This is a genomic window from Mixta theicola, from assembly GCF_002895925.1.
Lineage (GTDB): Bacteria > Pseudomonadota > Gammaproteobacteria > Enterobacterales > Enterobacteriaceae > Mixta > Mixta theicola.
Window position 1 is genome coordinate 225,967 of record NZ_NWUO01000006.1, and the last position, 25,942, is coordinate 251,908.

24 protein-coding genes are annotated in these 25,942 nt (G+C 54.7%); 17 read left to right on the forward strand and 7 right to left on the reverse strand.

Annotation, left to right across the window (positions count from 1 at the left end; translation table 11 throughout):
* Positions 1–83: 83 nt before the first annotated feature.
* The 12 genes from pilM to trpS all read left to right on the forward strand — a co-directional run bounded on the left by pilM (position 84) and on the right by trpS (position 9,982).
* A complete protein-coding gene (gene pilM, locus COO59_RS10405; protein ID WP_103059722.1) occupies positions 84–908 on the forward strand; it encodes a pilus assembly protein PilM in 825 nt (274 codons plus the stop codon).
* Positions 908–1,456 (forward strand): PilN domain-containing protein, encoded by a 549-nt coding sequence (locus COO59_RS10410; protein WP_103059723.1) that lies wholly within the window; start codon positions 908–910, stop codon positions 1,454–1,456. The genes pilM and COO59_RS10410 overlap by 1 nt, the downstream gene beginning before the upstream one ends.
* A complete protein-coding gene (locus tag COO59_RS10415) occupies positions 1,446–1,955 on the forward strand; it encodes a HofO family protein (RefSeq protein WP_103059724.1) in 510 nt (169 codons plus the stop codon). The genes COO59_RS10410 and COO59_RS10415 overlap by 11 nt, the downstream gene beginning before the upstream one ends.
* Positions 1,933–2,316 carry a HofP DNA utilization family protein gene (locus COO59_RS10420; RefSeq protein ID WP_165786508.1) on the forward strand — a complete coding sequence of 128 codons (384 nt, stop codon included), beginning with the start codon at positions 1,933–1,935 and terminating at the stop codon, positions 2,314–2,316. The genes COO59_RS10415 and COO59_RS10420 overlap by 23 nt, the downstream gene beginning before the upstream one ends.
* The gene (hofQ, locus tag COO59_RS10425; RefSeq protein ID WP_103059726.1) at positions 2,261–3,484 is read left to right on the forward strand and encodes a DNA uptake porin HofQ; all 1,224 of its coding nucleotides are present in this window, start codon (positions 2,261–2,263) and stop codon (positions 3,482–3,484) included. The genes COO59_RS10420 and hofQ overlap by 56 nt, the downstream gene beginning before the upstream one ends.
* A gap of 359 nt (positions 3,485–3,843) precedes the next feature.
* Positions 3,844–4,365, forward strand: a complete 522-nt coding sequence (aroK, locus tag COO59_RS10435; protein ID WP_085068555.1) for a shikimate kinase AroK — start codon at positions 3,844–3,846, stop codon at positions 4,363–4,365.
* Positions 4,366–4,405: 40 nt separating this feature from the next.
* The gene (gene aroB / locus COO59_RS10440; protein ID WP_103059727.1) at positions 4,406–5,494 is read left to right on the forward strand and encodes a 3-dehydroquinate synthase; all 1,089 of its coding nucleotides are present in this window, start codon (positions 4,406–4,408) and stop codon (positions 5,492–5,494) included.
* 59 nt (positions 5,495–5,553) lie between these two features.
* Positions 5,554–6,555, forward strand: coding sequence for an SPOR domain-containing protein (locus COO59_RS10445; RefSeq protein WP_103059728.1), 1,002 nt, complete (start codon positions 5,554–5,556; stop codon positions 6,553–6,555).
* A gap of 177 nt (positions 6,556–6,732) precedes the next feature.
* A complete protein-coding gene (gene dam / locus COO59_RS10450; RefSeq protein ID WP_103059729.1) occupies positions 6,733–7,545 on the forward strand; it encodes an adenine-specific DNA-methyltransferase in 813 nt (270 codons plus the stop codon).
* Between the two features lie 66 nt (positions 7,546–7,611).
* Positions 7,612–8,298, forward strand: a complete 687-nt coding sequence (gene rpe, locus COO59_RS10455) for a ribulose-phosphate 3-epimerase (protein ID WP_103059730.1) — start codon at positions 7,612–7,614, stop codon at positions 8,296–8,298.
* Positions 8,282–8,959, forward strand: coding sequence for a phosphoglycolate phosphatase (locus COO59_RS10460; RefSeq protein WP_103059731.1), 678 nt, complete (start codon positions 8,282–8,284; stop codon positions 8,957–8,959). The genes rpe and COO59_RS10460 overlap by 17 nt, the downstream gene beginning before the upstream one ends.
* 18 nt (positions 8,960–8,977) lie before the next feature.
* Complete coding sequence (gene trpS, locus COO59_RS10465) at positions 8,978–9,982, forward strand: tryptophan--tRNA ligase (RefSeq protein ID WP_103059732.1); 1,005 nt, start codon at positions 8,978–8,980, stop codon at positions 9,980–9,982.
* Positions 9,983–10,080: 98 nt separating this feature from the next.
* Here the strand turns inward: trpS and COO59_RS10470 are convergent, their stop codons facing one another.
* The 5 genes from COO59_RS10470 to tsgA all read right to left on the reverse strand — a co-directional run bounded on the left by COO59_RS10470 (position 10,081) and on the right by tsgA (position 19,391).
* Positions 10,081–12,915, reverse strand: a complete 2,835-nt coding sequence (locus tag COO59_RS10470; RefSeq protein WP_103059733.1) for an autotransporter outer membrane beta-barrel domain-containing protein — start codon at positions 12,913–12,915, stop codon at positions 10,081–10,083.
* Between the two features lie 555 nt (positions 12,916–13,470).
* The gene (gene cysG / locus COO59_RS10475) at positions 13,471–14,841 is read right to left on the reverse strand and encodes a siroheme synthase CysG (protein ID WP_103059734.1); all 1,371 of its coding nucleotides are present in this window, start codon (positions 14,839–14,841) and stop codon (positions 13,471–13,473) included.
* A gap of 117 nt (positions 14,842–14,958) precedes the next feature.
* Positions 14,959–15,288, reverse strand: coding sequence for a nitrite reductase small subunit NirD (gene nirD, locus COO59_RS10480; protein WP_103059735.1), 330 nt, complete (start codon positions 15,286–15,288; stop codon positions 14,959–14,961).
* Positions 15,285–17,828 (reverse strand): nitrite reductase large subunit NirB, encoded by a 2,544-nt coding sequence (gene nirB, locus COO59_RS10485; RefSeq protein ID WP_103059736.1) that lies wholly within the window; start codon positions 17,826–17,828, stop codon positions 15,285–15,287. Before nirB ends, nirD begins: the two co-directional genes overlap by 4 nt.
* A gap of 381 nt (positions 17,829–18,209) precedes the next feature.
* Entirely contained in the window at positions 18,210–19,391 is a 1,182-nt protein-coding gene (tsgA, locus tag COO59_RS10490; RefSeq protein WP_103059737.1) for an MFS transporter TsgA, read from the reverse strand.
* A gap of 274 nt (positions 19,392–19,665) precedes the next feature.
* On the opposite strand from tsgA, the gene ppiA reads away from it, so the two are divergent.
* The 5 genes from ppiA to argD all read left to right on the forward strand — a co-directional run bounded on the left by ppiA (position 19,666) and on the right by argD (position 23,034).
* Positions 19,666–20,238, forward strand: a complete 573-nt coding sequence (ppiA, locus tag COO59_RS10495; protein WP_103059738.1) for a peptidylprolyl isomerase A — start codon at positions 19,666–19,668, stop codon at positions 20,236–20,238.
* Between the two features lie 98 nt (positions 20,239–20,336).
* Positions 20,337–20,507, forward strand: coding sequence for a YhfG family protein (locus COO59_RS10500; RefSeq protein WP_103059739.1), 171 nt, complete (start codon positions 20,337–20,339; stop codon positions 20,505–20,507).
* The gene (locus tag COO59_RS10505; RefSeq protein ID WP_103059740.1) at positions 20,497–21,090 is read left to right on the forward strand and encodes a putative adenosine monophosphate-protein transferase Fic; all 594 of its coding nucleotides are present in this window, start codon (positions 20,497–20,499) and stop codon (positions 21,088–21,090) included. Before COO59_RS10500 ends, COO59_RS10505 begins: the two co-directional genes overlap by 11 nt.
* Positions 21,091–21,130: 40 nt before the next feature.
* A complete protein-coding gene (locus COO59_RS10510) occupies positions 21,131–21,739 on the forward strand; it encodes an aminodeoxychorismate synthase component II (RefSeq protein WP_103059741.1) in 609 nt (202 codons plus the stop codon).
* Between the two features lie 71 nt (positions 21,740–21,810).
* Positions 21,811–23,034, forward strand: a complete 1,224-nt coding sequence (gene argD / locus COO59_RS10515; RefSeq protein ID WP_103059742.1) for a bifunctional acetylornithine/succinyldiaminopimelate transaminase — start codon at positions 21,811–21,813, stop codon at positions 23,032–23,034.
* 29 nt (positions 23,035–23,063) lie between these two features.
* On the opposite strand, the gene COO59_RS10520 is transcribed toward argD, so the two are convergent.
* Positions 23,064–25,139 (reverse strand): YccS/YhfK family putative transporter, encoded by a 2,076-nt coding sequence (locus COO59_RS10520; RefSeq protein ID WP_103059743.1) that lies wholly within the window; start codon positions 25,137–25,139, stop codon positions 23,064–23,066.
* A 62-nt stretch (positions 25,140–25,201) separates the two neighbouring features.
* Positions 25,202–25,834, reverse strand: coding sequence for a cAMP-activated global transcriptional regulator CRP (crp, locus tag COO59_RS10525; RefSeq protein ID WP_017803012.1), 633 nt, complete (start codon positions 25,832–25,834; stop codon positions 25,202–25,204).
* Positions 25,835–25,942 lie beyond the last annotated feature (108 nt).

Genomic DNA, 25,942 nt, shown 5'->3' on the forward strand with positions numbered 1-25,942 from the left:
AACAATCGCGCGGTAGTATAAATGCAAGCCAGACGCTTTGATACGTCCTTTTATTTTTACGTCGATATGGAGATCGCGCGAACATGGCTTTTCAGAAATGGCAAGTAGGGCTGGATATTCAGAATGGTCAGCTCTGTGCTTTAGGTATCCAGCGTCGCCGTAACGGTTGGCAGCTGCGTCACTGGTGGCAACATGCGCTGCCGCACGATACGTTATCTCATGGCGCGCTGCAATGCTCCCCGGCGCTGCTCGCCATTTTGCAACGCTGGCGTAAACAGCTTCCCCGCACTATCTCTCTGCGCGTCGGTTTTCCGCCTCAGGCGGTAATGCAGCGCTCTCTGCCAACCCCTTCCCTGCAGCTGCGCGAAACCGAACTGGGGCGCTATGCAACGGCCGCTGCCGAGCGGCTGTTCCCGCTTACCGCCAGCGAACTGGCGCTGGATTATCACGCCGTTGTCCAGCCGCAGCCGCGGCTTTATCTGACCGCCGCGCGCCAGAGCGTACTACAGCAATGGCTGGCAATCCTGGCCCAGGCCGGGCTCATTCCTGACGTTATCGAGCCAACCTGCGGGGCGCTGGCGCTGGTCGGTGAAACCATGCGGCTCTCTGATAAGGCGGCGCTGATTCATCAGCTCAGCGATCACTGGTTATGGTATCTGCCCGGTGAGCCAGAAAGCGCATCCGGCTGGGTGCCCGGCGTGTTGGCAACCGATAGCGAACAGCTCAGGCTGCAGCTGCCCGACGCGCGTGATTTCTGGTTTAGCGCCAACGTTTCCGCCGAGCTGCTGTTGGGGATGCGGCCGCTTCAGCCGCTAAGCCTGCTGCAGTCTATGCAGCCGCCGCTGCCCGCTCATGGCGGTATGTTTACGCTTGCGCTGGGTTTAGCGCTGCGTCCGGAGGATAGCTGATGATTGCGGTTAATCTGCTGGACTGGCGTCAGGATGCCCGCAAGCGGCGACTAAGACGATGGCTATGGTTAAGCGGAACGCTGCTGGTGCTGGTTCATATTGCGCTGCTGCTCTGGTGGCGCGGGCTGGCGGAAACTACGCAGCGGTGGCAAAGCCAGCTAACGCTGTGGCAACAGGCGACACAGCGGGCGCAGCAGCTTAATCAGCGCTATGCCGAGGCGCAAAAGCAGCAGCAGACGTTGCGTAAGCAGGCGGCGCTGCGTCAGCAAAAGCATCAGCGGCTGCGGCAGTGGCAGGCGTTTATTCTGCAGCTGGAGAGCAATGTACCGGATGACGCATGGCTTTCTACATTAACGCACCAGCAGGGAACCTTACGGCTGGATGGGCTAAGCCTGCGGCCGGAAGCCACCCGGCTGTTGCATCATCGGCTCAGGGCATCCGACGTTTTTCAGCCCTGGCTGCCGGGCGCATTACATAAGAGCGCCGACGGTCCGTATCGCTTTACATTGGCAACCGGAAAAGCGGAGGGCGTCGGCGATGAAAAATGAAATCCTGCTGCGCTGGCTGCTGATGCCGGCGAAATGGCGCTGGCTGAGCCTGACTGGCCTGCTGGCCGGCGTGGTACTGTTAGCCAGCTATGGTTGGATAGCGCCGGCCCACGGTGAGCGGCAGCGGTTGCGGGACAACACGCAGCAGCAGCTGCTGCGCTATCAACGGCTGCTGGCGCCGCTGTTGCGGCAGCCTGCGCTGCAGAAGTTACAGCTGCGCAACCAGCAGATGCTGGATGATATGGTTCGCGAAGGGCAGCCGTTTTCTCTGTATACCCTGCTACAGCGCAGCGGCGGCGAACTGGAGCAATGGCATCCTGACCGGCGCGATAGCCAGCTTAAACTATGGCTGGACTGGTCGCAGTTGAAGCAGCTGTTTGCTTATCTGGTTATCTGCGAACCCGCGCCCGCTCTGACCTCTTTTGTTGTGCAGCGTAAGGCGGAGCGCCTGCATGCCACCTTTCACCTGGCGTTTGATGATGAAATACCTCTTGATTAGCTGGCTGCTTTTCGGCTGCCTGCCGCCTGCTATCGCACGCGATCCCTTTGCTCAACTGCGGGCTTCCTGCCTCTCGTCGGTGGCTTCATTAGAGCAGTGGCAGCTGCAGGGAATGGTGGGCAAAGGGAACCGTTATCTGGGATGGCTGCGCTCAACGCAGGGCGAGCGGGTAGCGATCGCCAGCGACCGGCCTTTACCGTTCGAAGACTGGCAGATTGATGCGTTTGCGCCATTTCATTTAACGCTCAGCGCGCCGCAAAGCTGCGTGCCGCAGCGTGTCACGCTGCAAATTAAAGGAAAATATCATGACAAGGATCGCAGTCGCGCTGCTGCTGCTGAGCGCCGCGGTACAGGCCAATGACGAGCCGCTTTCTCTGGCGTTTCAGAATGCGCCGGTTGAACAGGTGTTACAGGCGCTGGCAGATTATCAGCAGGTTAATCTGTTGGTTGCGCCGGGCGTGGCAGGAGACATTACGCTGCGCCTGCAGGATGTCCCCTGGCGCCAGGCCTTATCGCTGGTGGCGCGGATGGCCAGGCTAAAAATTACCCAGGAAGGTTCCGTGCTGCTGGTTTTTCCGCAGGGCTGGGAGCAAAAAGAAGCACAGGAAAACGTGCAGCAGCAGCCTTTGCAGGATTTAGCGTTGGTGCTGCTGCATGCGGATGTGGCGGCCGTCAGCGCCAGCCTGCAGGCCGAGCGCGCCAAATTAATGACGCCGCGCGGCAGCATCACCCTGGATACGCGTGCGAATACGCTGCTGCTGCGTGATACGCCAGCGGCGTTAAACAACGTGGCGGCCTGGGTGAAGGCGCTGGATGTGGCGCTGGAGCAGGTAGAACTGACGGCCCATATCGTCAGCATTAGCGCAGAGCATCTGCATGAGCTGGGCGTTAGCTGGCAGCTGTCGGGAGAGGAAATTATTGCGCAGGCGCTGCGTAATCCTACGTTAAATATTGGTCCTGGCGTTGGATCGCCGTCGCTGGCGGCTGGCTTAACGTTGGCGCGCATAGATGGTCGTCTACTTGATTTGGAACTTAGCGCGCTGGAGCAGGAAAACCACATCGATATTATTGCCAGCCCGCATCTCATCGCTTCGCATCAGCAGCCGGCCAGCATCAAGCAGGGCGCTGAAATTCCTTATGAAGTCTCCAGCGGCAGCGACGGCGCAACCAGCATCGAATTTAAAGAGGCCGTTTTGGGGATGGACGTCACGCCGACGGTGCAGCCCAACGGGCGTATTCGTCTGGCGTTGCATATCAGTCAAAACGTGCCCGGACGCAACATTAACAACGGCGACAGAGAAATTCTTACTATTAATAAGCAGGAAATTACTACGCAGGTTACGCTGAAAGATGGTCAGACGTTAACGCTGGGCGGCATATTTCAACAGGAATCGGCGCGTAATCGTGATAAAGTCCCTCTCCTGGGCGATATACCGTTGCTGGGTGCGCTTTTTCGCCATGATGTTCAGAATGACAAGCGCCGGGAGCTGGTGATTTTTATTACGCCGCGCCTGGTGCATGAAGAGTAACCAGCAGCGTTTTTTTTCCCGACCGGGTATCATATGCGTTTGACGCAGGAGCGGAATTAGCTTACAAGGTTTAGCGATTTTGACTTATGGCAGCACAGACTTATGGTTTGTCGCCACGATACCGTGACAGGACGTTGCCTGAATGGCAGCGGTTTTGACTCTTAGCGAACTGTGTGACGCGCAGGCTGCGCGTTCTGAGCCGGGCAATTTATTCGGTTGCCAAACGACCTTGAGTGTTGAGATAATTTTTCATCTGACTCTTGCACTATCGCTCATGAGGTTTCAGTTCATGTCCCGCCAGCGGCTCGGCCGTTGCAGACGGGGTATCATCAACGCATTGTCTTAGTAATACCGAAAAAATGGCAGAGAAACGCAATATCTTTCTGGTTGGGCCTATGGGTGCCGGCAAAAGCACTATTGGTCGTCAGTTAGCTCAGCAACTCAATATGGAATTTTACGATTCCGATCAGGAAATTGAGCGACGTACCGGAGCGGATGTGGGCTGGGTTTTTGACGTTGAAGGCGAAGCAGGCTTTCGCGAACGTGAAGAGAAAATCATTAATGAACTCACAGAAAAACAGGGCATCGTGCTGGCTACCGGCGGCGGTTCTGTAAAATCCCGCGAAACCCGTAATCGTCTCTCCGCCCGTGGCGTTGTGGTCTATCTTGAAACCACTATTGAGAAGCAACTGGCGCGTACGCAGCGCGATAAAAAGCGTCCTTTATTACAGGTCGATGCACCGCCACGCGAAGTGCTGGAAGCGCTGGCGGATGAACGCAATCCCCTGTATGAAGAGATCGCTGATGTGACTATCCGCACTGACGATCAAAGCGCGAAAGTCGTCGCTAATCAAATCATTAATTTACTGGAAAAGAATTAATCCATCGCCTGAGGGCATAGCGAAAAGGTTATACAGCGTCATGGAGAAGATCACCGTTACCCTTGGGGAGCGTAGCTACCCGATCACCATCGCCGCCGGTCTGTTTAACGATGCGGCCGCCTTTTGGCCGCTGAAAGCAGGCGACCAGGCTATGTTGGTAACCAACGAGACGCTGGCTCCGCTTTATCTGACGCCGCTGCGACAGCGGCTGGAAGAGGCGGGCGTTAAGGTGGATCAGGTTATTCTTCCCGATGGCGAACAGTACAAAACCCTGGCGGTAATGGATCAGGTCTTTACCGCGCTGCTGCAAAAGCCCCACGGGCGTGATACCACGCTGGTAGCGCTGGGCGGCGGCGTTATTGGCGACCTGACCGGCTTCGCCGCCGCCAGCTATCAGCGCGGCGTGCGCTTTATTCAGGTGCCGACCACGCTGTTATCGCAGGTGGACTCTTCCGTTGGCGGTAAAACCGCCGTCAATCATCCGCTGGGCAAAAATATGATAGGCGCGTTCTATCAGCCTGCTTCAGTGGTTATCGATCTCGACTGTCTGCGTAGTCTGCCGCCACGCGAGCTGGCTTCCGGCATGGCTGAAGTGATCAAATACGGCATTATCCTCGACGGCAATTTTTTCAACTGGCTGGAGCAGAACCTGGATGCGCTAATGGCGCTGGATGGGGACGCGCTGGCTTTTTGCATTCGTCGCTGCTGTGAGCTGAAAGCGGACGTGGTCGCCGCCGACGAGCGGGAAACCGGTCTGCGGGCGCTGCTGAATCTGGGTCATACCTATGGCCATGCTATTGAAGCGCAGATGGGATACGGTAACTGGCTACACGGCGAGGCCGTGGCTGCCGGGATGGTTATGGCGGCGCGTACCGCTGAAAGGCTGGGTCAGTTCAGCTCTGCCGATACCGATCGTATTATCGCTTTGCTCGACCGCGCCGGGCTGCCCGTAACGGGGCCGCAGGAAATGACCGCGCAGGACTATTTACCGCATATGATGCGGGATAAAAAAGTGCTGGCGGGAGAGCTGCGTCTGGTGCTGCCGCTGGCGATCGGCAAAGCCGAGGTGCGTAGCGGCGTGGCGCATGATATTGTGCTTGCCGCAATTAATGATTGTCGTAAGACCTGATAGTGATGTCTGCCGCGAACGGGATGTTGGCGGCGCTTGCCGTAAGACGGGGAGGTTGAATGGATGAGTTTAAACCGGAAGACGAGTTAAAACCTGATACCAGCGATCGCCGTCCGACGCGGTCTCGCAAAACGTCTTCTGCGCCTAAAACGCCGGTATCACGCCAGCGTATGATGATGGGCATCGGTGTGCTGGTACTTTTGCTGTTGGTTATTGGCATTGGTTCGGCATTAAACGGGTCTGATTCTAAAAAGCCATCCGCTCAGGCGGATAACGGCGCAGCCACCTCCGGCGGCAATGAAAAAAATATCGATCTTTCCGGCTCATCAACCATGAGCGGGCAGAACGGTAGCGCGGCTGGTAACGGTAGCGCGGCTGGTAATGAAGCCGCAGCGACCAACGGCGCAGCAAACGAGGCGCCGCAGTCGATCTCCGTTCCGCCGGTTTCCTCAACGCCGACTCAGGCCGCTCCGATTGAGACGCCGCAGAACCAGCAGCGCGTAGAGCTGCCGGGCGATCTTAACAACGCGCTGGCCAATCAACAGGGGCAGGTTGATTCTGCGGCGCAGAATGCAGTGAGCGGCAGTTCGCTGCCGACCGCGCCAGCAACGGTGAGCGGCGCCGATACCAGCAGCGCTCACGTTGCGCCGTCTGGACAGAGCAGCAGCAAGCCTGCGCCAACACACCGACCAGCCGCCAGTCAGCCGCCAGCCAGACAGAATCATCAGCCGGTGGCAAAGCAGAGTGGTAAGCCTGCCGCCAGTGCCAGCCATGCCGCACCTGTCGCGCAACAAAGCGCGCCGGGCGGCAGCTATACGCTACAGCTGAGCAGCGCCTCGCGTTCAGATACGCTGAATGCCTGGGCGAAGAAACAGAACCTGAACCACTATCATGTCTATCAGACCACACGCAACGGACAGCCATGGTATGTTCTGGTGAGCGGTTCTTATGCCACGCCAGCTGAAGCTAAACGTGCCGTAGCCTCGCTGCCAGCGGAAGTCCAGGCGAAAAATCCCTGGGTTAAGCCGGTTAGCCAGGTGAAAAAAGAGGCGGAACGCTAAGCCGATCTCCGCTGTATTACTGTGATAGTGCGCTCTGGCAGCGGATTATCTCAGCCGTTGCAACGGCGTTAAAAATGGCAACTCTGTTGCCATTTTTGTCGTAAATCAGTTTCGTAAGCGCAGATATGCTGTCGCTATAGCCACAGCCAGATGAACAGAAGTAACCAAAACGACGGCATGAAAAAAAATCGCGCTTTCCTGAAATGGGCCGGCGGTAAATATCCTCTTCTGGAGGATATACGCCGCCATTTGCCGCAAGGCGACTGCTTAGTCGAGCCTTTTGTCGGCGCCGGCTCCGTGTTCCTTAACACCGATTATCCGCGCTATGTGCTGGCCGATATTAATAACGATCTGATCGGCCTGTATAACATTGTAAAAGGACGCACCGTCGAGTTTGTCAGCGATGCGCGTCAGCTCTTTACGCCGCGCAGCAACGAGGCGGATGCTTACTACGCGTACCGCAGCGAATTTAATGCCAGCGAGGATACTTATCGCCGGGCGCTGCTGTTTCTTTATCTGAATCGTCACGGTTACAACGGCCTGTGCCGCTACAACCTGCGCGGTGAATTTAACGTGCCTTTTGGTCGTTACCGTAAGCCCTATTTTCCGGAAGAGGAGCTATACGGTTTTGCCGAACGCGCGCAAAAAGCCGTTTTTGTTTGTGAATCGTACGATGTTACCCTGAGTAAGGCGCAGGCGGGATCGGTCGTTTACTGCGATCCGCCTTACGCGCCGCTTTCGACAACGGCGAATTTTACCGCCTATCATACCAACAGCTTTAGCCTGCGCGAGCAGCAGCATCTGGCTGAGCTGGCGGTAAAGCTGGCGCAGGAAAGCGCAATTCCAGTGCTGATTTCTAACCATGATACCGAGCTGACCCGGCTGTGGTATCAGGATGCGGTGCTGCATGTGGTTAAAGCGCGCCGTTCTATCAGCAGAAGCATTAGCGGTCGTACCAAAGTGGACGAGCTACTGGCCCTTTTTCGCTAGCCGGTTTCGTCCGCAACCAGCGCAATCTGTCAGTATTTTTACTGGCGCATACAGTGGGAGATACGGATGAAACAATTTTTGCTGGCCCCTTCAATCCTCTCTGCAGACTTTGCCCGCCTGGGCGAAGATACGGCGAAAGCCCTGGCGGCGGGAGGAGACGTGGTGCATTTCGACGTTATGGATAACCATTATGTTCCCAACCTGACTATGGGGCCGATGGTGTTAAAAGCGCTGCGCGATTACGGTATTACCGCGCCGATTGACGTTCATCTGATGGTAAAGCCGGTCGATAGCCTGATCCCTCAGTTTGCCGAAGCGGGCGCCAGCTTTATTACCTTCCACCCTGAAGCCAGCGAACATATCGACCGCAGCCTGCAGCTCATCAAAGAGTATGGCTGCAAAGCAGGTTTAGTCTTTAATCCCGCCACGCCGCTGAGCTATCTCGATTACGTGATGGATAAGCTGGATATTATTCTGCTAATGTCGGTCAATCCTGGCTTTGGCGGTCAGTCTTTTATTCCCGGTACGCTGGATAAGCTGCGTGAGGCGCGTAAGCGTATTGACGAAAGCGGTTACGATATTCGACTTGAAGTCGATGGCGGCGTGAAGGTGGACAATATTGCCGAAATCGCCGCTGCGGGCGCGGATATGTTTGTCGCCGGGTCGGCCATATTTGGTCAGTCGGACTATAAAAAAGTGATTAACGATATGCGCAATGAACTGGAGAAAAGCCGCCATGGCGCCTTTCACTAATATTCGCGCATTGGCATTCGATCTTGACGGCACGCTGGTTGACAGCGTGCCGGGGCTGGCCGAAGCAGTGGATCGGGCGCTTGTGGCCTTAAATCTGTCTGCTGCAGGCGTGCCGCGCGTAACCACCTGGATAGGAAACGGCGCCGACATTATGGTGGCGCGAGCGCTGAACTGGGCGCTGCAGCGTCAGCCTGAAGCGGATGAGCTGCGCGATGGCAGAGCGCTGTTCGATCGTTTTTATGCCGAAACGGCGGAGCCGGGTACGACCTTATTTCCGCACGTCGCGCAAACGCTGGAAAAGCTGAGCGCCGCAGGAGTGCCGCTGGCGCTGGTGACCAATAAGCCGACGCCTTTTATTGCGCCGCTGCTGCGCGCGCTCGGCATCGAACGCTATTTTTCGCTGGTTATCGGCGGTGACGACGTGGCGGCGAAAAAGCCGCATCCGGCGCCGCTGTTTTTAGTGTTAGGCAAGTTTGGTCTGCTGCCGCAGGAGCTGCTGTTTGTTGGCGATTCACGCAATGATATTCAGGCGGCACAGGCGGCGGGTTGTCCCTGCGTGGGCATGTCGTACGGCTACAACTATGGCGAGCCGATCGCGACCAGTGAACCAAACCTTGTTCTGGACGATTTCAACGACCTTTTGCCCGCTTTGGGGCGGTAATTATCAGGATTTAAAAGCATGAGCAAACCCATCGTATTTAGCGGCGCACAGCCCTCCGGCGAACTGACCATTGGTAACTACATGGGTGCGATGCGTCAGTGGGTACAGATGCAGGACGATTATCACTGCATTTACTGTATTGTCGATTTGCACGCCATCACCGTACGTCAGGACCCGGCCGCGCTGCGTAAAGCGACGCTGGATACGCTGGCGCTTTATCTCGCCTGTGGTATCGATCCCGAAAAAAGCACCATTTTCGTCCAGTCACACGTGCCGGAACATACTCAGCTAAGCTGGGTGCTGAACTGTTATACCTATTTCGGTGAGCTGAGCCGTATGACCCAGTTCAAAGATAAATCCGCCCGCTATGCGGAAAACATCAACGCTGGCCTGTTTGATTATCCGGTACTGATGGCGGCGGATATTCTGTTGTATCAGACCAATCAGGTTCCGGTTGGCGAAGATCAAAAACAGCATCTGGAGCTGAGCCGTGATATTGCCCAGCGTTTCAACGCGCTGTATGGCGACGTGTTTAAGGTGCCGGAGCCGTTTATTCCGAAATCTGGCGCACGCGTGATGTCGCTGCTTGAGCCGACGAAAAAGATGTCCAAATCGGACGATAACCGCAATAACGTTATCGGCCTGCTGGAAGATCCGAAAGCGGTAGTGAAAAAGATCAAGCGTGCGGTAACCGACTCCGACGAGCCGCCGGTGGTGCGTTATGACGTGCAGAACAAAGCGGGCGTATCTAACCTGCTGGATATTCTGTCCGCCATTTCAGGCAAAAGCATCAGCCAGCTTGAGCAGGAATTTGCAGGCAAGATGTATGGTCATCTGAAGGGCGAGGTAGCGGAAGCGGTTTCCGGTATGCTGAGCGAGCTGCAGGTGCGCTATCAGCGCTATCGTGAAGATGAAGCTTTTCTTGAGCAGGTAATGCGTGATGGCGCGGCAAAAGCACGCGCGCGCGCGCAGGAAACGCTGAAAAAAGTCTATGAAGCGGTAGGTTTCGTGGCGCAGCCGTAAGTAAACGCGCTGCCTGCCGCGTCTGACTGGCGGGCAGGGCGCTAAAATACGGTCTTGCAAAGCGTACCTTGCAAGACCGTGGTGAGTTTATTTCCGTATCAGAAAGCGTAATTGAGCTGTAGAGTGCCAAACGTCTCAAGATAACCGGCGGAACCCCTCTGCTGGCTTACTTCACCGCTAAGCTGCAGATTCGGGACGGGTTGTCCTGTTACTCCCACTTTGATTTCTATATTGTTTTTAGCTCCGGATTGCTGATTGCTGCCGTTATTCATTTTTACCCCGAAAGCGCGGCTGTTATGAAGCCAGTTCGCTTCCAGCCAGGGGCGGAAAGCCGTCGCCTGCGCCGCTGCTGTTGTATTGGACATCCAGCTGCGCATGCCAATACGCGTAAGAATATTACCGTTGCCCGTGCCCTTGACCCTGGTGCCGTAAATTTCATTCATGGCCTTGTCTTTTACATCCATAAAAACAGCCTGGGCATGCGGCTCCAGCCAGAAACTGAAGCCCTGATACTGGCCTGCCGACTGAATATAACCCGCCTCCAGCGCCGCGCTAAAGCCTTTTAACCGATACTTCTCGCTGGGCAAGCCTTCACCAGTTACATAACCATCGAACCAGTTATACTGTACCCAACTATCCAGCCATGCGCCCTGTTGACGGTTTTGGTCGTTAAACCAGGTACCATAAATTCCCATGCTGTGCCCGTTAATCTGAGCTTTTGAGCGGTAACCTGTGAGCGTGGAACGTGTTTTGTTATGATTGTTGCCATAGCCCGCCATCATGCCTAAATTCGCGCTGCCCTGGCTGTTTTCCCACTGCGCGATATTACCGCCCATCTGCAAAATATAGCTGTTACTTTTTGTTTTTAGCTGCCCGCTGGCATCGGTAAAGTGATTATGGCTTCCACCCTGACGCATCCAGAAAGATGACGTATGCGCTTTATCTGATGCAGTTCGTTGCCCTGACTGACGATCGTGCATGCTGGTGATAAACAATTTATTTGCGGCGGCCAGGTTAGCGATATAGCTGGCGCTTTCCGGTCGGTAGGCACGGACTCGCGAATTGTCAGTATTGCTGCCGTTGCTGCCGTTGCTGCCGTTGCTGCCGTTGCTGCCGTTGTTGCCGTTGCCATTATCTCCGTCGTTGCCGCCATTGCCGTTATCGTCGTTGCCGCCATTGCCGTTATCGTCATTGCCGCCGTTATCGTCGTTGCCGCCGTTACCGTTATCGTCGTTTTCGTTTTCGGGCGGGGTGGGTTCTTCTTCCAGATAAGAAACCAGATACCAGTTTTTATCTCGCTGTCTTAAGAAATAATCATACAGACCCGCCGTCGTTCTTCCCTGTTGCGTAAAGACACCGTTGGATGTGCCATTAACTTCGACCAGCAGAATGCCGTTATCGGTCTCTGCGCCGTTTCCGGCAACTTTCTTAATGGTTAACAGCGTATCGCCTGAAGTATTTCCCTTCACGATGATACGGTCTGATGCGGAACCGTCTCCAGCAAGCTGTGCGTTCATCACAATCTTGCCATTGTCCCCATGATAGTCACCATCAATGGTCAAGGTTTTAAATGCGTCAGACAGAAATTCTATTGAAGATGAACTGAGCGTCAGTTTATTCAGGTGGCTATCACCGTTAATCCGCCACTGACTGTTATTGCCATTCAGGGCAAGCTCTACTTCACCCGTGCCGGTTTTATTAATGGCTCCCAACAGATATGAGCTATCCGCTAGCGTCAGGTTAATTTTTCCTTTATCAGCTGCGTAAATATTCCCCCAGGCAATAAGCCGGTGGTTATTCAGCGTTGTTTCGCCGGAAGAGTGGATAGCGAAAACATTTGCAGGCAAGTTGGCTTGAAGCGAACCCAGCGTTGTGTTGCCATTAAGCTCGGTTTTGGCATTCTCCCCGGTATCGATAAAATAAAGCGGGCTGGAGTTATAGGAATCGTCGGTAAACTGAATATCAAGGCTGCCATTAACTTTCAGGATGCTTCCGCTGGCATTAGAAATCCCGCGCCCTGTTATCCCATCGGCGACTTTAATTTGAATAATGGTGTCTCCCGTTTCGCCGACCGCATTATTCATCTGGCTGATGCCGTAACCAAACTCATGTGTAGCCTCTACGAAGATAGCGGTTTCGTTAGATTTAAATGTCGAGCCCCGTTCATTCAGTATGCCTATGACGCCTGGCGCGTTTTTATCCTGAACCCTGATATTGACATTATTCATAGTCAACTCAGCGCCTTCAGCAATAGTTGAGCTCTCCAGACTGTCGGTATTAACAATGCCAGCCGTAAAATATTTTCTTGAGGCTGAAGAGGTCACCGTTATATCACTATTGCCGGTAATATTCATTACAGAGCCTGCTGCATTGGTGATGCCACTGGCTAAATAGCGGTGTCCTGTAGTCTCATCTTTTCCGGCGTTGACAATGATATTGACGTTTTCCGCTTTTAGCGTAGAGGCATTATTGGACAACAGACCGGCATTAAGATTTTTTCCCGCCTGTAGATTAATGCTGGTTAAACCTTTCAGATTAATTGAGCTACCGCTATTAGCATCAATGCCGTTTTGGTTGTTAACACCGTTGACCGTCAGGTTGGTGGCGGTGAAACGGCCCTGGGTTTTAATGCCGATAACGCTGCTTTTTTGCGTTTCTGGTACTATTTTGGATGAGGTCACCCGTGAGCCGTTGCCCAGATCGATCGATGCATCACTACCGCTAACAAATATGGTACCGTAGCCATTATTATGTTCGCCTTTATCATCAACCGTAATCGCCCCCTGAACGATTGCCGTCTGTCCCATGCTGACGTCCAGTTTATCGCGCACTTCGCCATCTTTAATGGTAACCGTGATCGCCAGCGCGGGGCCAGACGCTAACGCCAGCGCTATATGGAGCGCTATTAATTTTTTCTTGTTCCGTAATTTCATTTTATCTTCCTTGATTACATGCTTTCACTGTTACATTCAATCGGCACGGTGATGAGTAATCGATAAAAACGCAGGCGTGTTAGTGCGCAATATAGAATGCTCAACACAATGGAGATAGCAATCATCCTGTTATTAATTAACGGGGTTGATTAATCTTTATTTCCATCCGCATGAACGGGTGCATTGGGAGCACTATATGATGACGGTTACATGCGCTCTATCGATTAAATAATTTTCGCTGATATTTAAACTGGAATGGTACAACAATTTAACGGAAGTCACGATGTTTATCAAAATATCTATAGAATGATAAAACCGCATATTTGTTTCGTATAGTGAATATTAAATGTGATTTTTTACTTACTTAAGTGATAAGGAAATGTCTTAATGAGTCGTTTGTTGGAGAGGTTTGCTGTTATTTTATAACGGCGATCCTGGTGTTTTGATTTTTTTCTCAATACCAGCGGACAGGCATTAATATGAAGAGAAGTAGCTAAAAAACAGGGGTTAACCGGGGCATTTTAAGTTTGCGCCTTTCCGGCTAACCCTTTTTTATTAAGAAGAGAACCAGTTCAGCTTTTCACGTAGCGCGACGACCTGTCCAACGATAATCAGGCTGGGGCTGACAACCTGGGTCGCCAGCGTTTCCAGCTGGGCCAGTTCACCGCTGACCACGCGTTGACGCGTACTGGTGCCGTTCTCGACCAGCGCGACCGGCATAGTCGGCGCCATGCCATGCGCCTGCAGCTGACGCTGGATTTCACTCGCCTGCGCCAGACCCATATAAAACACCAGCGTTTGCTGTTCCGCCGCCAGGTTGGCCCAGTCCAGTTCATAATCCTGTTTGCGGTGGCCGGTAACAAAGCGCACGCTGTGGGCATAATCGCGATGAGTTAATGGGATGCCGCTGTAGGCGGAGCAGCCAGAGGCGGCGGTAATGCCGGGCACCACGGAAAAGGGAATATTGCTGCCCTGTAGCGCCTCCAGTTCTTCGCCGCCGCGTCCAAAGATAAAGGGATCGCCGCCTTTCAGCCGCACCACGCGTTTACCCCGTTGTGCTTGCTCCAGCAGAATCTGATTAATTTCTTCCTGCGGTACGCAGTGGTGACCGGCGCGCTTGCCGACAAAAATCTTTTCCGCATCGCGACGCGCCAGCTGCAGCACATCATCGGAAACCAGCCGATCGTAGACGACAATATCCGCCTGCTGGATTTGCTGTAATCCCTTCAGCGTTAACAGCCCGGCATCGCCCGGACCAGCCCCCACCAGCACCAGTTCGCCACGTTTATCCAGCGGCTGGCTAAACAGCTCATCGGTTAACGCTGACGCCCGCGGCGTATCATTATTCGCCAGCGACTGCGCCAGTCGATCGCTGACAAACAGTTTTTCCCAGAAGCGGCGGCGCTCAGCGCCGGTTGCGTACTGCTGTTTTACCCGCTGACGCAGCGTGCCAGCCAGCGCGGCCAGCTGGCCCAAATGCTGCGGCAGCAGCGCCTCCAGTTTTTCACGCAGCAGGCGTGCCAGCACCGGCGCGCGTCCGCCGGAGGAAACGGCAATCATCAGCGGAGAGCGATCGATAATGGAAGGCATAATCACGCTGGCCTGCGCGGGCGCATCCACAACGTTACAAAACAGACGACGCGCTTCCGCTGCTGCGCTAACCTGCTGATTAACCTGTTCATCGCTGGTCGCGGCGATGACCAGCCAGCATTCATCAAGCAGCTCGGCGGAAAAAGGCTGATGCAGCAGGGCGACTTCGCCAGCCTGCTGCCACTCATAAAACGGCGTGCTGAAGTCCAGCGCGCAAACCCGTAGCCGCGCTCCGGCATCCAGTAACAGCCGGGCTTTACGGGCAGCGACGTCGCCCGCGCCAACCAGCAGACAGGTTCTGCCACGCAGCTGACAAAATAGCGGTAGGTAATCCATGGTGTTCTCCCGGTTTGCCGGTTTTTATCGTAATGATTCGCAGGTGATGCGGCGCACAGGCTGCGCCGCAGGCAGGAATAAACCGATTGTTAACTGAGTTTGCGGTGAATATCAACCTTAGCCACAGGCGACTTCGATCTGGCCTTCACGCACCCGCACCGGCCAGCTGCGTACGGAACGACTGGCGTCTTCCATGCAGAGACCGTCGCGCAGGCGGAAGCGCTGTTTTTTCAGCGGGCTGGCGACCCACAAATCCTGTTGATGCTCAGCAATGAGCCCACGCGACAGCACGCTGGCCTCGGCAAAAGGATCGATATTGCTGATGGCGTACAGCTCTTCGTCCGCACGCGGGCGGAAAATTGCGACCTGCTCACCCGCGACCAGAGCGCAGACGCCGGTAGCGGGCAGGATCGCTTCTAAATTACAGACGGTTTGCCAGCGGCTCATGCCTGTTCCTCCTCTTCAATCAGTTTGATCGCGATACGCTCGTGGGGACGCGCCGGGCGATGCTGTCCGCGCTCTTCAACCATCTGCACCAGCGGATCGCGCTGGGTACTATTGATAAAGTGGGCGAAGCGGTTCTGCGCCTCAGGCCGATCGAGAGTGGCTTGCCATTCGCAGATTACGCGGCTGCGTAGCTGGGCCATATCACTTTCCAGCTGCGCGTTCAGGCCTAACTTGTCGTCAATAACGATGCTGCGCACGTAATTGATGCCGCCTTCCAGGCTTTCCAGCCAGGTTGAGGTGCGCTGCAGCTTATCAGCGGTGCGGATGTAGAGCATCATAAAGCGGTCGAGATAGCGTAACAGCGTTTCTTTATCGAGATCGGCCGCCAGCAGATCGGCGTGTCGCGGTTTCATCCCGCCGTTACCGCACACGTAAAGGTTCCAGCCTTTATCGGTAGCGATAATGCCGACATCTTTGCCCTGCGCTTCGGCGCATTCACGCGTACAGCCGGAGACGCCGAATTTCATTTTGTGCGGGGTACGGATGCCTTTATAGCGGTTTTCCAGCTCAATGCCGAAGCCAAGACTGTCGCCAACGCCATAGCGGCACCATGTGCTGCCGATACAGGTTTTTGCCATGCGCAGCGCTTTCGCGTAGGCGTGGCCGGTTTCGAAGCCGGCATCAATCAGCTGGCGCCAGATAGCCGGTAAATCATCTTTCTGCGCGCCGAACAGGCCGATACGCTGTGAACCGGTGATTTTAGTGTAAAGATTATACTGCCGCGCAACCTGTCCAATTACTACCAGCCCTTCAGGGCTGATCTCGCCGCCTGGCGAGCGTGGGATCACCGAATAGGTGCCATCTTTCTGGATATTGCCCAGGAAGTTATCGTTGCTGTCCTGCAGCGGCGCATGCTGGGGTTGCAGCACATAGTCGTTCCAGCAGGAGGCGAGCAGAGAGCCGACGGTTGGCTTACAGATTTCACAGCCGTAGCCTTTACCATATTTTTTCAGCAGTTCATCGAAGCTCTTAATGCCTTCCACGCGAATCAAGTGGTACAGCTCCTGACGCGACCAGGCGAAGTGCTCGCACAGGTGATGGTTAACTTCAATGCCCTGACGGCTCAGCTCTGCGTTCAGCACCTGGGTAACCAGTGGGATACAGCCGCCGCAGCCGGTGCCGGCACGCGTTTCCGCTTTGATGGCAGCAACGGTATGGCAGCCTTTAGCCACGGCCTGGATAATATCGCCTTTCGAGACGTCGAAGCAGGAGCAGATCTGCGCGCTGTCCGGTAGCGATTCCACGCCCAGCGCCGGTTTTTCACCGCCGGCGTGCGAAGGCAGGATCAGGCTGTCGGGATGTTCTGGCAGTATGATCTGGTTAAGCACCAGCTGCTGCAGCTGGCCATAATCGCTGGTATCGCCTACCAGCACCGCACCCAGCAGGTATTGATTATCCGGGCTGACGACCAGGCGTTTATAGACGCCGCTTCGCTCATTCAGATAAACGTAGCTGCGCGCGCCCGGCGTGCGGCCATGCGCATCGCCGATGCCGCCAACGTCAACGCCCAGCAGCTTCAGTTTGGCGCTCATATCCGCGCCGCTGAAGTGGTTCTCACGGCCCAGCAAATGATCGCTGACGACCTGCGCCATTTTGTAGCCCGGCGCAACCAGACCAAAAATTTTCTCGTTCCAGGCCGCACATTCACCAATGGCGTAAATATCCGGATCGGCGCTCTGGCAAAAATCGTTAATCTGGATGCCGCCGCGCGGGCCAACCGGCAGATCGCTCTGGCGGGCCAGTTTGTCCTGGGCGCGGATACCGGTAGAGAACACGATAAAATCGACGTCCAGGCTGGTGCCGTCGGCAAATTCCAGCGTTTTACCTGGCGCATGGTGGGCAATATTTTTGGTATTTTTGCTGGTGTGAACCCGCACGCCCATATGTTCTATTTTTTGGCGCAGCTGGCCGCCGCCCTGGGCATCAAGCTGCTCAGCCATCAGCACCGGGGCAAATTCGATAACGTGCGTCTCAACGCCAAGATTTTTCAGCGCGCCGGCCGCTTCCAGGCCCAGCAGACCGCCGCCGATGACCGCACCGCTTTTACTGCGGCGCGCGCATTCTTCAATGGCGTTCAGATCTTCAATGGTGCGATAGACGAAGCAGTCAGGACCATCGGATCCCTGAATCGGCGGGATCCACGGATAAGAACCGGTCGCCAGAATCAGTTTGTCATACTGAACGGCGCGGCCGCTGCTGGAGTGAATCACCTTTTCCTGACGGTTTAGGGTGATCGCACGTTCGCCGAGCAGCACGCGGACACCATGTTTTTCATAGTAGCCTTCCCGTACCAGCGAGAGTTCTTCAGCAGTGTGATGGGAAAAGTATGCGGAGAGATGGACGCGGTCGTAAGCCACACGGGGTTCTTCACAGAAGACGGTAATTTCGAACTGGCCGGGTTCGGCTTTATCGATCAGTTCTTCAATGAAGCGGTGGCCAACCATGCCATTACCAATGATGGCGAGTTTGACGATGCTCATTTTTGCCTCAAAATTGATCTAATTGGCGCCACAATAGCGCGATTATTAGCAAGCTTATTGATGTGCATCAATTGAGGCTTAATATACCTCTTTGGAGGTATTTAGCTGAATTATGAGAATTTTTAGGAAGCTGTGTAATATCTGTTACTTAGCGCGTTGTTGTGGGTGCCGTCCGTTTTAATCCGGTACGGCCTGCGCCAGGGAAAGGGGATTGTCGCCACCGAACCGGCGCTCACGCAGAAGAGTAAAGCGTCCCGCAGCCTGGGAAGGCGCGGGCCGAGCTGTCAGGGATGACGCTGTTTGCGTCTTTACGATCGGCCTGCACTTCCCGTGCAGGCACCTTACAGTTAAAGAGCGGAACGCCAGCTCCGCCCGTAAGGATTAATGGTCGGCGTGACCGTACTGACGATGCTTAGTCACAAAGCCCAGCAGCAGACACATGACAAACACCACGGCGTACAGGCCGTTAGCGGTAAACAGCGCCGCATGCGCGCCGCCTTTCGCCACAATCGGGCCGGTGACCACAAAGGTCAGCATGGTGCCAACGGTGCCACAGGTCAGAATGAAATTCACCAGCTTCGGCGAGGAAACCCGGGTTTGCTGCGAGCCAAGGGTGATGATGGTGGTGTAGATGGCGCTGGAGGAGAAACCCAGGGCGATAATAATCCACTTCAGCATGCCCGGTTCGCTGCTGCTGACAAACCAGTACATCAACAGCGTTGCCAGTGCAGCCAGCACCATCAGGATACGTTGCAAATCAAAGAAGCGCAGCACAAAGCTAAACACCCACATGCCGATCATATAGGAGGTCCAGAAGTTGCCTACCAGCTGTCCGGCGGCGCTAATGTCCATGCCCATAGTTTTAGTGGCGTATTCCGGCACCCATGAAATAAAGCCCAGCTGGCCGAGGATATAGCACAGAGCCGCGATGGAAAGCAGCAGCACGCCAACGCCCCATTTTTCTTTGGTTACCGGCTGTGCGTTATGCTGTTTCTTGCCTAATACCGGGAATTCAACGGTCAGCGTCAGCACAAAGATCGCCAGATAGATAATGCCGATGCAGACATAAACCCAATACCAGGGCAGGTGACGCGCCAACAGCATACCGGCGATAACCGGGAAAATAGTACCGGCCATGCTGAAAAAGGAGTCGGTAAAAAGCAGACGCGATCCGCGCTGACGCCCTTCATAAAGATGGGTAATCAGGAAGGTGCCGATCGACATAGTAATACCGCTTACCACGCCCAGTACGAACATGCATAGCGAGAAAACGCTCAGGCTATGGCTGGTCATCAGGCCCAGTACCGCCAGCACCATCAGCACAAAGCCAAAAATCAGCTGGCGTTTCAGCGGCACGATTTCCATCAGCCAGGCGTTCAAAAATACCGCTGCCAGAATACCGGTGTTGAGGAAAGTAAAGGTATTGCTCATCTCAGAGACCGGAAGCTGGAAATAGTTAGCGATATCGCCTAAAACCATCCCGGTGACAATTACCAGTGCGCCGGTGAGCGCATAGGAAAAGAAACTGATCCACGTCAGTCCAATGCGGTTACGATTTGTCATATTTGGGAAACCTTGAGCCAAAGGGCCTGGCTGGAATAGCGCAGGGGTTGTCGACGGAAAGTGTAAAGAAATTTCAGCCACGATCAAACTAACGATGTAACCAGTCTTCTTCATTTCATCAATAATGTGACTCAAATCACCATTTATGGGTATGACGTTAACGTTTGCCTGTGTAGATTGATTACGTAAATAAAAGTAAAACGCTGGCTCTTGCCTGACAGGCTCTTTACAATCAATTTCGTTTAGATTTTGTGGCCTCAGTAAGGAATTATTCATGGTGAAACGTACTTTGACAGCGGTCGCGGCACTTTTGGCGCTGTCCACTTTTTCTGCCCCCAATTTCGCTGCGCAGGGCGATACGCACGTCCTCCTGACCACTTCAGCCGGTAATATTGAACTCGAACTGAATAATCAGAAAGCGCCGGTCTCTGTTAAAAACTTTGTCGATTACGTTAATAACGGTTTTTATAACAATACGACTTTTCATCGTGTGATCCCCGGCTTTATGATTCAGGGCGGCGGCTTTATGACGGATATGCAGCAGAAGCCCACCAACGCGCCGATTAAAAACGAAGCGGATAACGGCCTGCGTAATACGCGTGGCACCATCTCGATGGCGCGTACCGCCGAAAAAGACAGCGCCACCAGCCAGTTCTTTATTAACGTTGCCGACAACGCTTTCCTGGATCACGGCCAGCGTGATTTCGGCTATGCCGTCTTTGGTAAGGTAGTGAAGGGCATGGATGTGGCCGACAAAATTTCTCAGGTGCCGACTAAAAATATCGGGCCTTATCAAAACGTTCCCAGCAAGCCGGTAGTTATCCTCTCCGCGAAAGTCCTGCCGTAATCTCTCTGCCGTCGCATCTGCGGCGGCACGCCAGCCTCCCTGCAGAGCGGCAATTTGCTGCTTATACTTAGGTCACTCATTCTTTGACCGGAGGCAGTATGCCAACAAAGCTGACCGAAAAGCAGAAAGCCACGTTATGGCAACAGCGGCGCAACGCTAATTTTCTGGCCAGTAGTAAACTGGAAGGCTTATCTTTTGCGGAAGTGACGCTGGATGCTGAGCAGGCTAAGCAGCGCTTAGAGGCATTATGGAGGCAATATGGCGGCTAACGTAATGAACGGGCGCGATCCCTACTACTGGCAGAACGATGATGTGCTGCGTAACCGTCTCGATTTACATGATACCGCCCAGCTGCAAAAAGCGGAGGTGGCGTTTACTTCGCTGCGGGCGGCAACCATTGAACTGGGGCCGCCCAGTCTGGGCTTTCCTTCGCTGTGCGCTATCCACCGCACCCTGTTTCAGGATCTGTATGACTGGGCCGGAGAAATCCGCAAAATTGATCTTTACCTTGGCGATACGCCGTTTTGCCACTTTGAATATATTGAAAAAGAGGGCAACGCGCTGATGGAAGCGCTTGAGGAAGAAAACGGTCTGGCCGATCTCCCTGTTGAGCAGTTTGTGGCGCGGCTGGCGCATTATTATTGCGAAATCAATATGCTGCATCCGTTCCGCGATGGTAATGGCCGCGCGCAGCGTCTGTTTTTTGAACAGTTGATTATTCATGCGGGCTATGACATTGACTGGAGTAAGACAGAACGTGAAGCCTGGCTGCGGGCGAATGAAGAGAGCGTACGCGGCGATCTTCAGGGGTTAACCGATATTTTTACTAACGTAGTGAGCGAGCCGAAGTAAGCGCGTAGAATAGCGGCGTTTTGGTCAGACCGGAATGAAAATGCTGCTGCTTATTGATAATTACGACTCGTTTACCTGGAACCTGTACCAGTATTTCTGCGAGCTGGGCGCGGAAGTGCTGGTGCGCCGCAACGATGAAATTACGCTGGCGGAAATGCAGATGCTGCCGCTGACGCACCTGGTGATCTCTCCTGGCCCCTGCACGCCTGATGAGTCGGGTATCTCTCTGGACGCTATCCGCGCTTTTGCCGGACGGCTGCCGCTGCTTGGCGTTTGCCTGGGGCATCAGGCGCTGGCGCAGGTTTTCGGCGCGCGCGTTATCCGTGCCCGGCAGGTTATGCACGGTAAAACCTCCGCGATTGCCCACCAGCAACGTGGCGTATTTGCCGGGCTGGCGCAGCCGCTGACCGTGACGCGCTACCACTCGTTGATTGTGGAGAAAGAGACGCTGCCGGAATGTCTGGAAGTGACCGCGTGGAGCCTGCGTGACGGCCAGACGGATGAAATTATGGGATTACGTCATAAGACGCTGGATGTAGAAGGCGTGCAGTTTCATCCGGAAAGCATTCTGAGCCAGCAGGGGCATCAGCTATTGGCTAATTTCCTGCGCCGCCAGCCGGGCGTTTTAACACAGCCCGCCACGATTTAGTTTGACTTATTATGCATATTTAATGATTATTTTTTCACTGTTCACCAATGTAAAATTAAACGAGGTAGCGAATGGCAGCGGAAAAAATGGCGGTTACGCGGGACACTTTTGATAAGGTTATATTGCCTGTTTATGCACCGGCGCAGTTTGTGCCGGTTAAAGGCAAAGGCAGCCGGGTTTGGGATCAGCAGGGTAAAGAATATATCGATTTTACCGCCGGGATCGCCGTAACCGCGCTGGGTCACTGCCATCCGGCGCTGGTAGAGGCGCTAAAAACCCAGGGCGAAATGCTGTGGCATACCAGCAATGTTTTCACTAACGAACCCGCTCTGCGCCTTGCCAGCAAGCTGATTAACGCCACCTTCGCCGAACGCGTTTTCTTTGCAAATTCCGGTGCCGAAGCCAACGAGGCCGCCTTTAAACTGGCGCGTTATTATGCTTCCACTCGCCACAGCCCTTATAAAACGAAAATTATCGCCTTCCATAACGCTTTTCATGGCCGCACGCTGTTTACCGTTTCGGTCGGTGGACAGCCGAAATACTCTGATGGCTTTGGGCCTAAGCCGGCCGATATTGTGCACGTTCCTTTTAACGATCTGGATGCGGTGAAGGCGGTGATTGACGATCACACCTGCGCCATCGTGGTCGAGCCGATTCAGGGCGAAGGCGGCGTAATGCCCGCAACGCCGGAATTTATGCAGGGGCTGCGCCAGCTGTGCGATCGGCATCAGGCGCTGCTGGTGCTGGATGAAGTCCAGAGCGGAATGGGACGCAGCGGTAAACTGTTTGCCTATCAACATTACGGCATACAGCCGGATATTCTGACGACGGCGAAAGCGTTGGGCGGCGGCTTTCCCATTAGCGCGATGTTGACCACCAACGAAATTGCCTCGGCGATGGCGCCGGGCGTACATGGCACTACCTACGGCGGCAATCCGCTGGCCTGCGCCGTAGCGGAAGCGGCGCTGGATGTGATTAATACGCCGTGGGTGCTGGACGGTATTGAGCAGCGGCGTCAGCGCTTTATTGAGGCGCTGGAAGCGATCAATGCCAAACTGGATCTGTTCAGCGAGATCCGTGGCAAAGGGTTGCTGATCGGGGTGGAGCTTCAGCCGCAGCATAAGGGCAAAGCGCGCGATATTCTTACTGCCGCCGCGGCCGAAGGCGTTATGATTTTAACCGCGGGCACCGATGTTCTGCGGTTTGCGCCTTCGCTGGTGATTCCGCTGGCGGATATTGGCGATGGCATGGCGCGTCTGGCCAGAGCCGCCGATAAAGTATTGAACCCGGCCTAATGCAGGGCGCGCCTGATATAACGGCGCGCTTATCCTTTACGCAGGCGGCGTACCAGCCATTTGCCGTGGTGGGGCCGCTGGCTCCACGCCAGCGATGAAATGGTATGCATCACTGAAAGGTGCTCAAGGATGCGCTTTACATGGCGCTCCATAATGGTCGTCGGCCCTTCCTGATTGCCTGTTTTCCCTTCCAGAATATTAGCCTGCTGGCCTGGCCCGTCATACGCCAGCCGCTGCTGGCAGCGCTGCAGCGCAATTTCACACGACTGCAGATAGCTTTGCGCCAACGCGGGCGTCAGCATGGTGTGTTCACGCGCCAGAATGGTCATCGCGTTAATATGCTCAACAATAAACTGGCTGTGCGTCACCCAAAGTTTCATATCATTCAGATAGCGGGTATTAAAGGCAGGCTCCTGCATCGCCTGGCTGAGTGAGTTAAACAGAGCGTTATGCGCCTGATTAACGCGCACCCGCTGCCAGGCAAGTTTTTGCGGCGACGCCTCATTTCCCAGTAGCATCCGTAAAGCGTCCTGATACGCCTCCAGCGCATCGTGCGCATTCTGGCGCAGCAGCCCGCTTTGCCACTGCGGCCACAGCCAGACCATCCCGCCAAAGGCGATGCAGCAGCCCATCAGCGTATCCATCAGGCGCGGCAGCAGAAAATGCGCGCCGTTCAGCGATAGCAGTTGCAGTGAATAAACGGCGGTAACGGTAAAGCCGATGGTCGCCCAGCCGTAATACTTACGGATAAACAGGTAGCTGACCAGAGTAATCACCAGCATGATCAACAGCACCAACGATTCCGGCACCGCAAAGCGCAGGGCCGCAGCGGCGATAATCAGCCCGGCCAGCGTGCCGAGCGCCCGGTGCTGAATACGCACGCGCGTCGCGCTGTAGCCGTTCTGGCTGACAAACATAATCGTCATTAAAATCCACCAGGGTTTAGGCACGTTAAAGGCCAGCGCCAGTACGCTGCCGAATACCAGCATCACCGCAAAGCGCGCCGCGGTGCGCAGGGCGGCGGATTTAAACGACAAATAGCTGCGCAGTGCGGAAAACAGCGGCAGCCGACGCTGACGGTCAGCCATGAGATCGCGACGATATAACGGGCGCTGGGTACGCAGCGCGCGGGCGATGCGGCTGAAATGGTAATAACAGAAGTGGCCGACCGGATTCTCCGGATGCTGGCGTGCAATTTTCTCCAGCCCCAGCAGCGGTTTTTCCATAGTAAAACGTGACGGCAGCCGGTGATAAAGCATATCGTCCGCCAGTTCGCGCAGCCGTGCGGCGATGGTCTGGGCATTCCAGCGTATCACCGCTTCCGCATGGCTTTGCTCTACCAGCTTTTGTACTTCTTCCGGCTGATGCAGGCTGACGGCGATATGCTCCTGCAAATCGAGCGCCACCTGAAAAGCGCGCGTCAGACGGCGGTGGCTGTGATCGCGGTTGGCGGCCAGCATATGCATTTGCTGATAGCAGGTATTAATCAGATCGACCGCCTTTTGCTGACGTGCCAGCAGCGGCGGCAGCGCTGTTTCCGGATCGGTAAGCTGCGTCAGCAGGGTATATTTTGCTTCGCAGTAATCGGCCAGTTCCCGGTAAAGCAGGCTGAGCGTTTCCCGCATCGGCTGCTCTTTCCACAGCCGGAACCATAACCAGTTAAACAGCCCGTACCAGAATGTGCCGCCGATATAGAGCAGCGGCGGACCCCAGATCGGCATATGCCCAACCAGGCCGAGCGTAAAAATTGCGGCAATTAATGAGGCGGGCAGCAGACGTGCATGAAGCGGACCAATTTCGCCGGTCACGCCCAGCAATAGCGCCATAGTGAACAGCGTAACGGGCAGCGGCACCTGCTGTAGCGATAGCCATTGCAGAAGAAAACTGCTGAGCGCAAACAGCGAACCGCCTACAATCAGCCGCTTAAAGAAACGTCGGTGCGGTGTATCCAGTCCGGCAATATTGCAGCAGGCGGGAACCAGCGAGAAGAGTAACCCTTTTTGTAAATCCCCCAGCAGCCAGCCAAAGGCCACCGGTAAACAGAGCACCAGCGTCTGACGCAGCGCATAGTTCACTTCGGGATGGTAAATAATTCGCCGCCACATCACCACATCGCCAAAATAGACACGGCGTGATGCGAGGCACCACGCCGTGACTTCAGGGTAGCTTAACGGGTGCCGTAAACGACAATCGTTTTACCGTGCGCGGAGATCAGGTTTTGATCTTCCAGCATTTTCAGAATACGACCCACCGTCTCGCGAGAGCAGCCAACGATCTGACCGATCTCCTGACGGGTGATCTTGATTTGCATCCCGTCCGGGTGAGTCATCGCATCCGGCTGTTTAGCAAGGTTGAGCAGCGTTTGCGCAATGCGGCCGGTGACATCAAGGAAAGCTAAATTGCCTACTTTCTCTGACGTTACCTGCAGGCGGCGCGCCATCTGGGAGGAAAGGCGCATCAGAATGTCAGGATTCACCTGAATCAGCTGACGGAATTTTTTATACGAAATTTCAGCCACTTCACAGGCGGTTTTCGCTCGTACCCATGCACTGCGTTCCTGACCTTCTTCAAACAGGCCAAGCTCGCCAATGAAATCACCCTGGTTGAGATAGGAAAGAATCATCTCTTTGCCTTCTTCATCCTTGATCAGTACCGCAACCGCACCTTTTACGATGTAATAGAGCGTCTCGGCCTTTTCACCCTGGTGAATCAATGTGCTTTTTGATGGATATTTGTGAATATGGCAATGTGACAGGAACCATTCGAGTGTAGGGTCTGTTTGCGGTTTGCCGAGAACCATTCGCTATTATCCTCTGTTGTAATCGTGCCCTAAATACAGGGGGCAGTTTTCCCTGTCAGGCGTTGAAATCTTCAAGCGTTTCCTGCTGGAAATTTATGCGGGCAACTG